Source organism: Teredinibacter waterburyi (assembly GCF_001922985.1).
GTDB lineage: Bacteria > Pseudomonadota > Gammaproteobacteria > Pseudomonadales > Cellvibrionaceae > Teredinibacter > Teredinibacter waterburyi.
The window spans coordinates 137,097-152,420 of the sequence record NZ_MRUH01000123.1 but is presented as its reverse complement, the minus strand read 5'-3'; the positions used below and the strand labels follow the sequence as shown (position 1 = coordinate 152,420).

General features: G+C 48.0%; 13 protein-coding genes and 2 tRNA genes. 5 read left to right on the top strand and 10 right to left on the bottom strand.

All coding sequences use genetic code 11. The features are described 5' to 3' along the window. Positions 1–76 precede the first annotated feature (76 nt). The 6 genes from pheS to IDZ20_RS09490 form a co-directional block, all read right to left on the bottom strand. On the bottom strand, positions 77–1,090 hold the full coding sequence (gene pheS / locus IDZ20_RS09515) for a phenylalanine--tRNA ligase subunit alpha (RefSeq protein ID WP_188151194.1): 1,014 nt from the start codon (positions 1,088–1,090) through the stop codon (positions 77–79). A gap of 352 nt (positions 1,091–1,442) precedes the next feature. Continuing rightward, positions 1,443–1,802, bottom strand: coding sequence for a 50S ribosomal protein L20 (rplT, locus tag IDZ20_RS09510; protein WP_188151193.1), 360 nt, complete (start codon positions 1,800–1,802; stop codon positions 1,443–1,445). Between the two features lie 38 nt (positions 1,803–1,840). Beyond that, positions 1,841–2,035 carry a 50S ribosomal protein L35 gene (gene rpmI, locus IDZ20_RS09505; protein ID WP_188151192.1) on the bottom strand — a complete coding sequence of 65 codons (195 nt, stop codon included), beginning with the start codon at positions 2,033–2,035 and terminating at the stop codon, positions 1,841–1,843. Between the two features lie 244 nt (positions 2,036–2,279). Next, a complete protein-coding gene (gene infC / locus IDZ20_RS09500) occupies positions 2,280–2,888 on the bottom strand; it encodes a translation initiation factor IF-3 (protein ID WP_425443425.1) in 609 nt (202 codons plus the stop codon). A gap of 30 nt (positions 2,889–2,918) precedes the next feature. Next, the gene (gene thrS, locus IDZ20_RS09495) at positions 2,919–4,835 is read right to left on the bottom strand and encodes a threonine--tRNA ligase (RefSeq protein ID WP_188151191.1); all 1,917 of its coding nucleotides are present in this window, start codon (positions 4,833–4,835) and stop codon (positions 2,919–2,921) included. Positions 4,836–5,037: 202 nt separating this feature from the next. After that, positions 5,038–5,343, bottom strand: a complete 306-nt coding sequence (locus IDZ20_RS09490) for a hypothetical protein (RefSeq protein ID WP_188151190.1) — start codon at positions 5,341–5,343, stop codon at positions 5,038–5,040. Positions 5,344–5,365: 22 nt separating this feature from the next. Between IDZ20_RS09490 and IDZ20_RS09485 the strand changes: the two genes are divergently transcribed. The 5 genes from IDZ20_RS09485 to IDZ20_RS09465 all read left to right on the top strand — a co-directional run bounded on the left by IDZ20_RS09485 (position 5,366) and on the right by IDZ20_RS09465 (position 10,864). After that, positions 5,366–6,727 (top strand): capsule assembly Wzi family protein, encoded by a 1,362-nt coding sequence (locus IDZ20_RS09485; protein WP_188151189.1) that lies wholly within the window; start codon positions 5,366–5,368, stop codon positions 6,725–6,727. 78 nt (positions 6,728–6,805) lie between these two features. Continuing rightward, a complete protein-coding gene (locus IDZ20_RS09480) occupies positions 6,806–9,301 on the top strand; it encodes an SLBB domain-containing protein (RefSeq protein ID WP_188151188.1) in 2,496 nt (831 codons plus the stop codon). A 172-nt stretch (positions 9,302–9,473) separates the two neighbouring features. Then, positions 9,474–9,550, top strand: a tRNA-Val gene (locus tag IDZ20_RS09475). Positions 9,551–9,755: 205 nt separating this feature from the next. Continuing rightward, positions 9,756–9,831 (top strand) — tRNA-Asn (locus IDZ20_RS09470). A gap of 265 nt (positions 9,832–10,096) precedes the next feature. Further along, positions 10,097–10,864 (top strand): sulfite exporter TauE/SafE family protein, encoded by a 768-nt coding sequence (locus IDZ20_RS09465; RefSeq protein WP_188151187.1) that lies wholly within the window; start codon positions 10,097–10,099, stop codon positions 10,862–10,864. A gap of 43 nt (positions 10,865–10,907) precedes the next feature. Here the strand turns inward: IDZ20_RS09465 and IDZ20_RS09460 are convergent, their stop codons facing one another. The 4 genes from IDZ20_RS09460 to IDZ20_RS09445 form a co-directional block, all read right to left on the bottom strand. Continuing rightward, a complete protein-coding gene (locus tag IDZ20_RS09460; protein ID WP_188151186.1) occupies positions 10,908–11,390 on the bottom strand; it encodes an NfeD family protein in 483 nt (160 codons plus the stop codon). Positions 11,391–11,403: 13 nt separating this feature from the next. Continuing rightward, positions 11,404–12,345: an SPFH domain-containing protein gene (locus IDZ20_RS09455; protein WP_188151185.1), complete on the bottom strand. Its 942-nt coding sequence runs from the start codon at positions 12,343–12,345 to the stop codon at positions 11,404–11,406. A 33-nt stretch (positions 12,346–12,378) separates the two neighbouring features. Next, on the bottom strand, positions 12,379–13,599 hold the full coding sequence (locus IDZ20_RS09450; protein ID WP_188151184.1) for an MFS transporter: 1,221 nt from the start codon (positions 13,597–13,599) through the stop codon (positions 12,379–12,381). Positions 13,600–13,710: 111 nt separating this feature from the next. After that, a complete protein-coding gene (locus IDZ20_RS09445; RefSeq protein WP_188151183.1) occupies positions 13,711–15,003 on the bottom strand; it encodes an ammonium transporter in 1,293 nt (430 codons plus the stop codon). Between the last annotated feature and the right edge of the window lie 321 nt (positions 15,004–15,324).

Below are 15,324 nucleotides of genomic sequence, written 5' to 3'. Positions count from 1 at the left end.
TGTCTTTTCTTATCTCGTTAACTATTTGCAGCCGCAACAAGGCGACATTAAAAAAGGCTAAAAATATTCTGCAGATTTAAAACTGCTTTAAGAAATTCAAATCATTCTCAAAAAACAGTCTTAAATCATTTACGCCGTAGCGTAACATTGCCAAGCGTTCAACACCCATACCAAAGGCAAAGCCGGTAAATTCTGTAGCGTCAATATCGCAAGAATCAAATACATTTGGGTGAACCATTCCACAACCCATTACTTCGAGCCAGCCGGTATTTTTACAAATACGACAGCCTTCACCACTGCAATTGGTGCACTGTATATCTACCTCGGCAGACGGTTCTGTAAATGGGAAATAGGACGGTCGAAAACGCACGGGAACATCCGCTTCAAAAAAAGATTTCAAAAATTGGTCTACCGTACCCTTAAGGTCGGCAAAGCTGATGTTTTTATCAACCACCAAACCTTCAACCTGATGGAACATCGGTGTATGAGTTAAATCTGAGTCGCAGCGATAAACTCGACCGGGACAAATCACTTGAATTGGTGGCTTCTTGTTACGCATCGTACGCACCTGCACTGGCGATGTATGGGTGCGCAACACATGAGTCGCATCCACATAAAAAGTGTCGTGCATCGCCCTAGCGGGGTGATGAGAAGGTATATTGAGCGCTTCGAAGTTGTGGAAATCGTCTTCGATCTCTGGCCCCTGCGCAACCTTGTAACCAACCGCGGTAAAAATTTCTTCGATACGCTTTAGTGTACGCGTAACTGGGTGAGCACCGCCTAATTCGGCACGTCGCCCGCCTAGCGTTACGTCGATTTTTTCTGCCGCGAGCTTTGCTTCAATAGCGGCATTTTCTAACGCTTGTTTGCGCGAGCCAATTTCAGCTTCGACGCTCACTTTGGCCTTATTAATTTCAGCCCCTGCAGCAGGACGCTCCTCTGCGGACAGCTTTCCCAAGCCTTTAAGCAATGCGGTTAACTGCCCTTTTTTACCAAGGTAGTTCACGCGTACGGAATCTAATGCAGCTAGATCTTGCGCATTCGCCACCAAATCTAACGCTTCTAGAGTTAATTCTTTTAGGTTGTCCATCTAGGTCTCGAGTAATTTCTGAGAGTTACTATTTATTAGATACGCTTTTAACAACGATTGATAACCGTTATTGGTAATCACTACTATTGGCTACTACTACCGCAACTTGAAGTTCGTGTTTTTATACGCTTAAGCACTTGGCTCAAACATTTAATAGCTAAATTACGTTATTCGTTAACAACTAATTCTGCAGCCAATTAATAATTAGCTATTCGCCACCGCGATTTTGTAACAAGACTAGGGAGAACGAGTTCACGTGCAGTAGGTATGCATTTGGGTAAAACAAAAAAGGGAAGCGCCGAAGCACTTCCCTTCTTGATTACTTCATCATTGATTGCTCAACGATTTTAGATCAAGCAGCCAAGGCTTCTTTTGCTTTCGCAACAATTGCTGCAAATGCTGGCTTATCGTGAATGGCGATATCAGCCATAACACGACGATCCAAAGCGATTTCTGCTTTTTTCAAGCCTGCGATCAAGCGGCTGTAGCTCAAACCTTCAACGCGAGATTGTGCGTTGATACGAGTGATCCACAATGCGCGGAAGTTACGCTTTTTATTGCGACGGTCGCGATAAGCGTACTGACCAGCTTTGATAACTGCTTGCTTAGCTACACGAAATACACGTGAACGTGCTCCGTAATAACCTTTAGCGGCTTTTAAGATTTTCTTGTGACTGCGGCGAGCCACCACTCCACGTTTTACACGGGCCATACTATTTCCTCTTTCTCAAAATGGGGGATGGGGCTCGACTAAACGTCGCGCAACATACGAGCAACCAATGGCTTGTCAGCAGCGTTTAAGGTGCTGGTGCCGCGAAGCTGACGCTTACGCTTGGTTGTCATTTTGGTGAGGATGTGGCTCTTGAAAGCGTGTTTGTGCTTGTAGCCAGACGCAGTTTTTTTGAACCGCTTGGCTGCACCGCTGTGTACTTTAGCTTTTGGCATTGTTACTTCTCCAATGAAGAGGACACCCACTATAAAAAAGGGCCCTTCGGTTTTACTTTAGAGTGACCCAGGCAGCTAAAAAGCCCGACCACTCGTTAGAGCCGCAAGAGTTAAATTGAGCAAATCAGCCAAAACGGTGATTCGATTCATTCACTTTCCAGCGACACATTTTCGCAATATTGCGAAAATTCTAGGGTTGTTCTAGCGCCGCACCATGACTTTAGGTGCCTACGGCCACTAGAAACTACTTGCGTTTTTTCGGCGCCAGCACCATAAACAGCTGTCGACCTTCCATTTTTGGATACTGCTCTACGGTCGCCAACTCAATGAGGTCGGTTTCGACACGCTTCATCATCTCCATACCCAACTCTTGGTGGGCTAACTCACGTCCGCGAAAGCGAAGGGAGAGCTTGGCTTTGTCGCCGTTTTCCAAGAAACGCGTGATGGCGCGTAGCTTAACATTATAATCACCCTCTTCTGTTCCTGGGCGAAACTTCATCTCTTTTACTTGCTGCTGCTTTTGTTTCTTTTTAGCAGCGGCTTTTTGCTTCTTGATTTCGAACAGATGTTTGCCGTAATCCATGATTTTGCAAACGACCGGCTCGGCATCGGCGGCTATTTCCACCAAATCCAAGCTGGCCTCTTGGGCTGCAGCCAATGCGTCTTTAATAGACACGATACCAACCTGACTTCCGTCGGCACCTATAAGTCGAACTTCTTTTGCATCAATCTGATCATTGATAGTGGCTTTTTTTGAGCGCCCTTTGGCGTTATCACGATTGTTAATGGTCAAACTCTCCTCGTTAAATTTATCTTTTCCATCCACTAGCTTCCAATGGCGTACTTTAACCACTCGTTAGGCCAAGGCCTAACGAGACATAAACTACAGCCTACCGCGCTTAGCGACAGCGTCGGCCAAGAGTTTAGCAAAGTCATCAATGGAGTATGTTCCAAGGTCATCGCCGGTGCGAGTTCGCACTGTAACGGTGTTATTTGCTACCTCTTGATCACCCACTACTAAGAGGTATGGAACCTTTTGGATGGTGTGCTCGCGGATTTTAAAGCCGATCTTCTCATTTCTCAAGTCAGAAAACACGCGAAAACCTTTGTTTTGCAAGGTTTTCTGCACATTTTCAGCATATTCTGCCTGATTATCGGTAATATTGAGCACGACAGCCTGTTCTGGCGCCAACCACGGAGGAAATGCGCCTTCGTAATTTTCGATCAAAATCCCAATAAATCGCTCAAATGACCCTAGTATGGCGCGGTGCAACATAACCGGAACCTGCCGTGAACCATCCTCTGCAACATACTGGGCATCGAGACGACCCGGCATAGAAAAGTCGACCTGAATCGTACCGCACTGCCAAACTCGACCAATACAGTCTTTTAACGAGAATTCAATTTTCGGCCCGTAGAATGCGCCCTCGCCCGGCAAGTATTCGAACGGCAAACCTTTGCTATCTAGCGCATCTGCGAGTGCTTTTTCGGCCTTATCCCACACTTCGTCACTGCCAACACGCTCTTCAGGGCGAGTTGATAAGCGGATGATTACGTCGTCAAAGCCAAAATCCCGATAAACCTCGTAAAGCAGATCCGTAAAGGTTGAAACTTCATCTTGAATAGCATCTTCAGCACAAAAGATATGAGCGTCATCTTGAACAAAACCGCGCACACGCATAATACCCAACAAGGTGCCAGATGCCTCGTTGCGATGGCAGGATCCAAATTCTGCCAGGCGCATTGGAAGATCACGGTAGCTCTTCAAACCCTGATTAAAAACTTGGATATGACAAGGGCAATTCATCGGCTTTACAGCGTAATCGCGCGATTCAGACTCTACCGTAAACATATTCGAACGGAATTTGTCCCAGTGACCAGATCGCTCCCACAGAGAACGATCGACAATCTGAGGGGTTTTGATCTCTAAATAGCCATTATCACGCTGCACTTGACGCATGTAAGACTCAATCGCGGTGTAAATAGACCAGCCTTTTGGATGCCAGAACACCATTCCTGGCGCTTCTTCTTGAATATGAAATAGGTCGAACTTTTTGCCTAGTTTGCGGTGATCGCGCTTTTCGGCTTCCGCCAAGCGATTCAAGTGTGCCTTCAAGTCTTTCTTATTTGCCCAGGCAGTGCCGTAGACACGCTGCAGCTGCTTATTATCTGAATCGCCACGCCAGTAGGCGCCAGACACTCGCATCAACTTGAAGTAATGGCAAAAACGCATATTCGGAACGTGCGGGCCGCGACACATATCGACATATTCTTCGTGATGATACAGGCCGGGCTGAGCGTCGCGAGGGATGTCGCGCTCTAGAATTTCTAGTTTGTAGCCTTCACCCCTCTCGGTAAATACATCTACAGCCTCTTGCCACGACACGTTTTTCTTGATTACGTCATAGTCCGTCTTGGCAAGATCGAGCATGCGCTTTTCCAGTGCGGCCACATCTTCGTCGGTAAGGCGCCGCTCCAGATCAATGTCGTAATAGAAGCCATTTTCGATCACAGGACCAATCGCCATTTTCACGTCCGGCCAAAGCTGCTTGATCGCATGCCCCAACAGGTGGGCGCAGGAGTGACGAAGAACCTCCAAGCCAAGCTCATCGCGTGTAGTAATAATGGTAACCTCAGCATCAGCGCTGATCAGGTCGGTCGCATCTACGGCGACGCCATCCACCATGCCGGCAATTGTTGCCTTGGCGAGGCCTGGACCAATGTCGGCGGCAACATCAAGCACGGAAACTGGGTTTTCAAACGTGCGAGTAGAGCCATCAGGAAGTGTGATAACAGGCATGATCTATCCTTTACATCAGTGGTGACCCCTACCAAAGGCCACATGAATAAGACATATATTAGTAAGTACGGCAGGAGGAGCGGGATTATAAAGGCAGTACAAGCGCTGCACAAACGGTTCTCACCAAAAGCTCAAATTTCAAGCAATTCAACCATTTATACAATTCTTTTCATGCGGATGATTGACTGCTCTGCAAAACATCTTAATATGCGTGCAGTAGTTTAGTTACACCCTCTTTATATAGCCGAACATCAGAAACTTGGAATTTGATGAGCGTCCTCTCAAACACACAAAACCGTACAACGATTACACCGTACGAAAAACGTACTAGATCGTTGCGTACCAAATCGCTGCGGACTAAATCTTTGCGTACTACAGCCTCGCGCGCTGTTGCGCTATGGCGCTCAGCCTCAACACTGTTTTCACAGGCAACGTTTTCTAGGGAAAAGTCATTGTTTTCAAGGGTAAGATTTCCACGATTAAGGTTTTCGCGAGCAAAAATATTCACGCTATGGGTTCTAGTACTTTGCGTGCCTAGCGCCTTGGCTGACCCTTGGGTCAATACTGGAGACGAGCGCACTCGCCATCACTTACAAATGCTGGCTAGCTCGGGCAAGCTAAATGTACCGCTTAACACTTGGCCGGTGATGTGGATCGACATCAAGCAAGCCCTCGATGAAATAAAAGTCGAAGAACTAAGCAAAGCGGAGGTCTGGTCCTACCGCTATCTAAAGCATTCACTCGCCCTCGCCCAGCGACCAGCAACAACCAAAGCACAGCTCAACTTAAATAACAGCCCGCAAGCGTTTACCGCCTTCGCTGACGACAGCCGCGAACAAGCTAGCGCATCTGTTAGTCTTAGCGAACAATCCGAAAATCACGCAAGTAAAATTCAGGCAAATATCTATTACGATGCTGTCGATGGTGATAAATATAGCTTTGATGGAAGCTATTCAGCCCTAGCCTTAGGCAATTGGGTGCTCGGCATAGCGGCAATCGACCGATGGTGGGGCCCCGGGTGGCAATCGAGCTTAATTCTTTCGAACGCTACGCGCCCTGCTCAGGGACTTTTCTTACAGCGTAAATCGACCGAGGCTTTCAGCAGCGCTGGGCTAAATCTCCTCGGGCCTTGGAGCCTTACGCTCATCGCCAATCAACTTGAAGGTAGCAGGCAGGTAAAAAACACCAAACTAGTGGGAGCGCGCCTAAACATCAAACCGATCCCTATACTAGAGCTTGGCTTGAGTCGTTCCGCGCTTTGGGGTGGAAAGGGGCAGCCCGAATCTGGACAGAGCTTTATCGATGCATTAACGGGGTCGGATACCAACAAACAACTACTTAGCTACGACGCGCAGTTACAACTTCCAATAGTTAAAGGCATCTCCGCCAGCATCTACGGGCAACTACTCAGAGAGTCGTCAAACACAACAAACGGCGATACCAATCAATCCAGCCTAGCGGGAGTCGAGCTTATCTATTCCACTGGCTTTGTTCAGTCGCATATCACCCTAGAGCAAAGCGATACTTTTGGAGACGACAACCAAGCCTATAGCCACAGCACTTATCAAACTGGCTATCAAAACAATGGCCGCCCACTCGGCAGTAGCTTTTATTCCAACGCAAAATCAACGACTTTGCTTGGCCAGCATTACTTAGCCAACGGCCAGCAATTTAGCTGGACTTTGGGCCAAGTCGAGATCACGCCTATCGACCCAGCTCATCCGTTTGGCGATACGCCACTCGATCAGGAATTCGCGGAACTCAGCTACAAAATTCCACTGGGACGCTTTACTCAGCTCGACACCGGCATCCATTTTTTCAAAGAGCCTATGTCGATACAGTCGCAGCGCATATACAGCGGCGGCTATTTGGGCTTTAGATTTATTTGGTAAAAACAGACATACACTCAACCTTTGACTACAATGCCTCCGGGTAAACATTGCGCAAGAAATTAAGAGTACAACTATCCAATGATGACTAAATTCGCTGCTATTACATCCGCCCTTCTCATTTCGACCGCGATCATGCTGCTCGGCACAAGTGCCCATGCGCAGCAACCAACCGCAGCACAAATAGAGCAGTTCAAGCGCCTTTCACCCGCGGAGCAGCAAGCCTTAGCATCATCGATGGGCATTAACCTAAAAGACTTTAGCGGTCTGTTAGGCAGCGATAGCGCGCAGCCATCCATCACACCCGATAACATCAGCGGAAATCGTAAAGCAAAGCCTGAACCCCAGTCCGAACTAGAGAAAAATGCCTCTCTGGCCACCGACGAGCTAAGCCTCGACGAAGGCGAAGAAATCGGCACTCTAGACACCAAACTCGAACTATTTGGCTACGACATTTTTCAATTTGGTGCCGATTCTTTTACACCTGCCACCGACATCCCTATCCAAGCCAATTATATTCTTGGCCCAGGCGATAGCTTAACGGTGCAACTCTATGGCAAAGAAAACGCCACCCATACACTGACCGTTGACCGCAACGGACAAATTTCATTTCCTAACATTGGTCCGGTTACGCTCGCGGGTATGAACTTCACCCAAGCTACCGGCAAGATCAATGAGATCGTTAGCGAGCAGATGATTGGTGTTAAATCGTCGGTTACCATGGGTGCTCTTAGAACCGTTCGCATCTTTGTTTTGGGTGAAGCGAATGTGCCCGGCTCCTATGTTGTCGGCTCGCTTTCAACCATGACAAACGCCATCTTCGCTTCTGGTGGTATTACTAAAATTGGCTCGTTGCGCAACATCCAACTTAAGCGAGCCGGAAAAATCGTTACCACCCTCGACCTCTATGACTTATTGCTTAATGGTGACACCAGTAAAGACGCTCGATTATTGCCCGGTGACGTTATTTTTGTTCCGCCGATCGGCAAAACCGTAGGTGTTTCTGGCGATGTAAAACGCCCCGCGATCTACGAATTGCGAAACGAAAAAAGTGTCGCCGAAGTTCTGAGCCTTGCCGGAGGCTTGCTACCCACCGCCTATGTACCCGCCTCACGTATTGAACGCATCATTACTGAAAGCGGCGAAAAGACCATGGTCAACTTGGACCTTTCTACTGATTCTGGTCGCCGTTTCAAAGTAAAAGACGCCGATGTTATCCAGATTTCATCAGCGCTGGATACCATGCGTGATATCGTCAAACTCGAGGGCCACGTAAAGCGTCCCGGCGGATTCGCTTGGCGGCCACAAATGCGCTTTACCGATATTGTTATTAACGTCGACGACTTGTTGGCCAACCCCGATATCGAAGTGGGCCTGATTCAGAGAGAAGAAAAATCAACACGCAAAATTGAAGTGATTACCTTTTCACCTCGACTGGCCTTCGAACACCCACACAGCTCCAACAATCCACTGCTTGAATCACGCGATACGATTACCCTCTTCGACTACGAAACCAATCGCAGCGAACTGCTAGATGACCTGCTTGCGCGCCTAACAACACAAGCCAATTTCGAGCAGCGCGAACAAAGTATCGAAATTAACGGCAGTGTGCGCTTTCCCGGCAAATACCCCTTAGCGCACGACCTGACCGTAAAAGACGCCGTTAATTTAGCCGGCGGCCTAACCGAAAGTGCGCTCGATTCCTCCGGTGAAATTACACGCTACGATCTCAACGAAGATCGAACTACCGTTGTTATGCATATTGATTTGGATATGCGTTTTGATAACCCGCTGCTCAATGCGGGCGATACCCTGCGTATAAAGCAAGTTCCCCTATGGCAAGACAAGGAATCGATTTCGCTATTGGGTGAAGTTCTCCACCCTGGTGTTTATTCCATCCTGCCCGGCGAAACGTTAATGGACGTTTTACACCGCGCTGGCGGCCTTACCCCCCACGCTTACCCTGAAGGAGCTGTGTTCTCACGCGAGCAACTGCGGCGCCTAGAAGCCGAGCGACTGGAAGCGCTAAAGGCTCAAATCGAATCCGATATTGTTGCTGCCAGCTTGCAAGACAGCTCAGCAGCCAAAAAAGCTGTGGACAAAAGCCAAGCCGATCAGATTATGAAAAACCTCGACGGCGTAAAACCCCTCGGGCGCATGGTGATCGATCTCCCCTCGATCATAAAAACACCGAATCAATACGATTTTCAGTTAGTTGATGGCGACACACTAGATATCCCGCGCTACAAGCCTTCGGTAACGGTGGTGGGCGAAGTCCAGTACCCCACTTCGCACTTTTTCGACAAAAAGCTATCCGTTGAAGATTATGTCGATCGCTCCGGTGGCACCAAACACAATGCCGATCGAAACCGAATCTATATTGTGAAAGCCAACGGTCGCGTTTACCTTCCCAGCAACTCGACCTGGTTCCGCTCTCGCGGGCAGGCTATTGACCCAGGCGACACTATCGTCGTGCCGCTAGAGACCGATAAGGTAGACGCACTAACACTTTGGAGTAGCGTCACCCAAATGATGTACCAAGCAGCCTTGGGAATTGCTGCAATCGGCAAGCTTTAACAACCGATTACCCCGCACAAAAGGCAGGCGTGAAAAATTGCAATTTTCTGTAGTCTTAGCGCTTGCCCAAGTTTTTGTTCCCCGATACAATACGCGCCCTCGCGTAGCCCCCGATTCGAACCTAAGGGTTTAGTTCTTTCAAGAATCTGGCGCTAAGCAAGTGTTATACCCTAGGACCATAGCTCAGTTGGTTAGAGCGCTACCTTGACATGGTAGAGGTCGGCGGTTCAAATCCGCCTGGTCCTACCACTTTTTCATTCGGCGGCTGGTTTTCGCAAGCACCGTTGAGCCAGTGGAAAGCTAAGCTAAGGGCAATTACAGCTGCACCGATTTATTTTTGTACAGCCGTGATTAACCCAATAAAATCAATGAGTTATTTTTTATTGATGGAGCTTGACAGGGTAGAAACACATCGCTAAGATACGCGCTCTTTCGGGGGTGACCCAAAGAAAATTCCGCCTTAGCTCAGTTGGTAGAGCAAATGACTGTTAATCATTAGGTCGCTGGTTCGAGCCCAGCAGGCGGAGCCAAATTTAAAAACCTCTTCAGAAATGAAGAGGTTTTTTTTCGCCTTAGCTTTTTACTCACCCTCACATCAGTTTTAACTACAGTTAACGCTAACTGCCCCAAAGAAAGAAAGGTAAGCCTCATACACCGCTCTAACCACAACCAGCCTTGCATTCCGCTGTACAATCTACCGGCCCACCTAGCAGTACAAGTCGCCTTGCGATTTGACTGTAAACACTCGCCTTACGATTGGCCGTCCACCACACACCCTCGATAAGACAGGTTTTTATGAGCGCCCCACTGCTAGCCGATATCACCGTAACCAGCCTATCGTTTAACGCCTTGTGCGCATTCGGACTCTTTTCCCTCGTCACTGGTATGTCGAAGTCCGGCGTGCAAGGCGTAGGAACAGCGGCTATTCCCTTGTTAGCCATGGTCTATGGCGGCAAGCTGTCTGCAGGCGTGGCACTACCGACACTCATACTGGCCGATATTCTCGCTGTCGCTTACTACCATCGTCATGCGGATTGGTCGATCTTGTGGCGTTTACTTCCGTGGGCGGCTGGAGGCGTATTAATCGGGACTTGGTTTGGTCAGCAAATTGATGACTCAAGCTTTCGAAAGATTATGGGCGTGATTATTTTCGCCAGTCTGGTCATTATGATTTGGTTAGAGCGAGGCAATAAAGGCAAGATTCCCAACCACTTTACCTTTACAGCAGTCGTCGGGATTTTGGGCGGCTTTACCACCATGGTAGGCAACTTAGCGGGACCGGTTATGGCGGTGTATCTATTGAGTGCACGCTTGCCGAAGAATAATTACATCGGCACTGCTGCGTGGTTTTTTCTAGTGATCAATCTCTTTAAGGTGCCATTCCATGTGTTCGTCTGGCAGACAATCAATATTGATACGCTATTATTGAATTTGGCTGGGCTGCCCATTATTGCCTTGGGGGTTTACCTCGGAATATGGATCGTTAAAAAAATACCCAGCCAACATTATCGTTGGTTTATTATTGCCACCACGGCAATTTCAGCCGTGTTCATGGTGCTGTAGTTTCAACAACTATAGATTCAGCTACAATTATCGGTCGAAGTAATTAGCTAGTTCGAACAACGTAAAGCTTGCCGACGGCAGCTCGCTTCACCTCAACTTCGGTTCCAGCAACGATAAGCTCTTCATGTTCATCAAACAACTCTAGGTCCCATTCAATACCAGAATAGCGCTGCGTAACAACATCTGTAACACCTGCATTGGCAGCTAAGTCGGCGCTTAAGCGAAACTTAACGCCGGCAAAAGCGTTCGGCTGTATCTCCGGCGACTGCTGAGAGTTTTGGAATTTTCGCATCGGCTTCCAAAGTAGCGCGGTAGCTAGCAAGGAAAATATTCCAACAGAAATTGAAATCGGCAGCAACGCCGGCTCAAGTATTCCAACATAAAGAATTAGCGCTGTAACAAAGCAACCTAGGGCGATAAAAAGTAGAAAGAGCGTGCTGAAACCAAACACCACAAATTCTAGAATCACCAAACTCACACCCACTATGGTTAACCACGTTGGGTAACTAATCACTAAATCATTCATAGTTGTCGCCCCACTATTTAGCCTTAGTTGCGTTCAAAACCGCCATCGCCTGGGCTACCACTGACGCCGGATCAGTACCTTGATCGGGCAACAAAACTACTGAAGATTCTTTGGCAATAGCATGACGCGCCTCAATCGCTTTAGTCGCCAAATCCAACTGTACAGCCGACTGACCTTCAACCGTACTCGATACCGAGCCGATAACACGCAAGGCATCCGCCTGCGCCTGCGCAACCGCCATAATCGCCTCAGCTTCACCCTGAGCCGATAAAATTTGCTGCTGCTTGTCACCCTCTGCTGCCAATACCTGCGACTGACGATCGCCCTCGGCGCGATTAATGACCGCCTGCTTATCACCTTCAGACTCAAGAATTTTAGCGCGACGCTCACGCTCAGCACGCATTTGTGATTCCATTGCCGACATCACGGACTGCGGTGGAATAATATCTTTAATTTCGTAGCGCAATACCACAACACCCCAAGGTTCCGCGGCTTCGTTTATGGCTTGAACAATATTAGTATTCAAAACATCACGCTCTTCAAAGGTTTTATCCAATTCCATTTTGCCGATTTCTGAACGCATGGTTGTTTGCGCTAACTGCACAACAGCGAAGCTATAATCCTCTACACCGTAGGAGGCTCTGTAAGCGTCGATTACCCGAAAATACAACACTCCATCAACCGTAAGGGAAATATTATCGCGCGTAATAGCGCCCTGACTGGGAACATCTACCGCTTGTTCTTTTAATGAACGATTGTGCGCAACCCTCTCGAATAACGGAATTACAAGGTTCATACCCGCGTCGAGAGTACGATTGTACTTACCGAAACGCTCAATCACATAAGCGCTATTTTGCGGCACAAAGCGAATTAACTTTGTCAGCAGGAAGATAATAAAAATCAGCACAAAAGCCTGAATCGAAAAAATATTACCTACAAGTGTTTGAGCGTCCATTTCTATCTCCTAGTGAAGTGAAAAGCATAAAAATCATTCTTGGCGAATTTGCCACAGTGAGCGACTAAATAAAAAGACTACAAACAATAACACACTAGCGATAGCCATCGCCTGAAAGAGCTCCCCGACGGCATGATATTCCGCTACATAACCGACCACCAAAGCGCCGAGCGGAGCCATACCAAAAAGCGTCATCTGATAAATCGACACCAACCGCCCTTTTAACTCCGGTTGCTTAGCCGCAAGTTGTTGCAGTACAACACGACAGTGGGTTGACGAATGCCCCGCAACCCATCCCCAAAAAACTAACAGCATATAAAGGCCTGTCAATGTCGGCGTCCGAGCGAGCGCGAAGCCGACGATTGCAGAATAAAGCAAGCTAAATAATGCGCCCTGCCCAGGGAAATGTTGCTTGGGTTTATTCAACAACAGTAAATAAGCCAACAACATTCCAGCGACAAAACTAAATTGCAGCATACCGTATTGGAGCGCATTAAGGTGGTACACGTCACGCGCAATTATAGGTACCGCCACCAAGAAAACGCCCATGTGAACGAAACCGTTAAAAGCAATCAACGCCAACAAATGGCCCATTGGTTTATCTTTCAGAACAAACGCTATCCCCTGCTTGAGTTCGGTTCGAAAACCTCGTTCTAGATTTGAACTGAGTTCACGCCCGGGAGGCTCAGCTGCAACACTCAATTTTTGCAGACTAAGCCTATAGAGCAGCGCAGCAGAGATAAGTGTCGCGATTATCTGGGCTCCAATAATTGCCAGCAAACCAACATATTCCGAATATGAGGCCAACACAATACCCAAACTCTGCAAACTAAATTGCACTAAGCTCGCCCGTGAAATTTTAATTTGCAAACTATGATCGGATAGTTCCCCGACGATTTTCTCGCGTACAGGCTGAACAAAAGCATTAGCCGTCCCAACGAGCACGGCATATACAAGTAAATAGGAAAAATTTAGGCTGTTTTTATACACCAACAACGCCAGCCCTATAAAACTCAACACCATTAAAATTTGGGCTAATACCATTAACAGTATCGGCCGAGTACGATCAGCCCAAACCCCCGCCACCAACATCCAACCAATCGTCGGCAACAGCGCAGCGCATTGCACCCAACCAATCTCAACAGAGGTTAAATGTAAGAGCTGAATCGATAACCACGCCAATAAAACCTGGTGAATACCAGTGGCAAATGACGCGGCGCCATGTGCTGTTAAAAAAACGCGAACAGAATGCATTATTACTCAGTTTAGCCCCAGTTTTGAGGCGAAAAACAAAAAAAGGGTTCTAAACAACGCTTAGAACCCTTCCCGTTAAGACCTACTCAAGCTTGCGCCCAAGCCGGTTTATTACAGTTTATAGCCAGACTCTTCGTGCTGCACTATATCCAAGCCCTGAGTTTCTTCGTCGCGACTGACACGAATACCACCCGTCAGCAGGCCGGTAAATTTGATCAATAAAAAGGTCACTAACGCGGTATAGACCCCTGTAGCGGCCACACCAATGACTTGGACTTTAACCTGTGCAAACATGGTTTCATTGCCGTCGCCGAAACCAAAGCCGGAAAAAATACCCAATTCAGTAGACGAGAAGATCCCCGCCGCAATAGTCCCGAGAATACCACCAACACCGTGCACGGGGAAAACATCCAAGGAGTCATCAATTATCAACTTACGCTTAATAAACTGCGTAGCGTAAAAACATACAATACCCGCGGTTAAGCCTATTACCACCGCTCCCATGGGGCCAACATAACCAGACGCAGGTGTAATCGTACCTAAGCCTGCGACCATACCGGTAACAATACCTAGCACACTCGGCTTACCAAACTTGCTCCACTCCATTGTCATCCAAGCTAATGAGCCAGCAGCAGCCGAAATATGGGTTACCAACATCGCCATAGCGGCGTCGCCATTTGCCGCCAAAGCGCTACCAGCGTTAAAGCCGAACCAACCCACCCACAACATGCCAGCACCGGTGACGGTCATGGTCATATTATGAGGCGGCATCGCCTGATCCGGGAAGCCATTGCGATTGCCGATCATTAGTGCGGTAACGAGCGCCGCCACACCAGCGGTAACGTGAACAACCGTACCACCGGCAAAGTCGAGCAACCCCATTTGCGCCAACCAGCCGCCACCCCACACCCAGTGACACACGGGTGCGTATACGAAAATGATCCACAACAAGCTAAAAATCATCACCGAAGAAAATTTCATCCGCTCCGCGAAGGCACCAACAATCAGCGCTGGGGTTATGATCACAAAGGTCATTTGAAAGATTGCGAACAGTGACTCAGGGATATCACCCGCTAGCGTATCCTTGCCTATTGCAGCGAAAAACGCGTTGCTAAAATCACCAATCAACAAATTACCTTCGCCGAACGCTAGGCTATAGCCAAACGCCAACCAAACCAAGGACGCCATACAGGCGATGCCGAAACATTGCATCAACACCGACAGCACGTTCTTGGTCCTAACCAAACCACCATAAAATAGTGATAAACCCGGCAAGGTCATAAACAAAACTAAAGCCGTTGCAGTCAAGATCCATGCGGTATTGGAACCGCTAAGCTCATCGGCCATAGCCAGGCTCGGGAATAGCATTGCCAGCGCCGCCGCAAGACAAACAGAGATTTTCATTTATCGCTCCTAATTCGAATTATTCTTTTTTATATTCTTGTCGATTTTGGGGGCAAGATTGCACCAAATTAAGGCTAGCGCCTTTTATTATTGTCGTTTTCCAATCTTACGAAGGCGTCAGGCTAAGCCCAGCGGCCAGTTCTACTTAAGGCACTCAAACTCTAACAAGAGTCGAAAGTGCCGTGAGCAGCGCTAAAAATCGCCCTGCGTCAGAGTGGTGCAACAATACCACAGAGCATTACTGATTTCGACACAGTTCAGCGCTGAAAAAGCAAGGTGGCTTAGCGTCTAAAACCGGGCCGGACACAAGCATAAATCAAG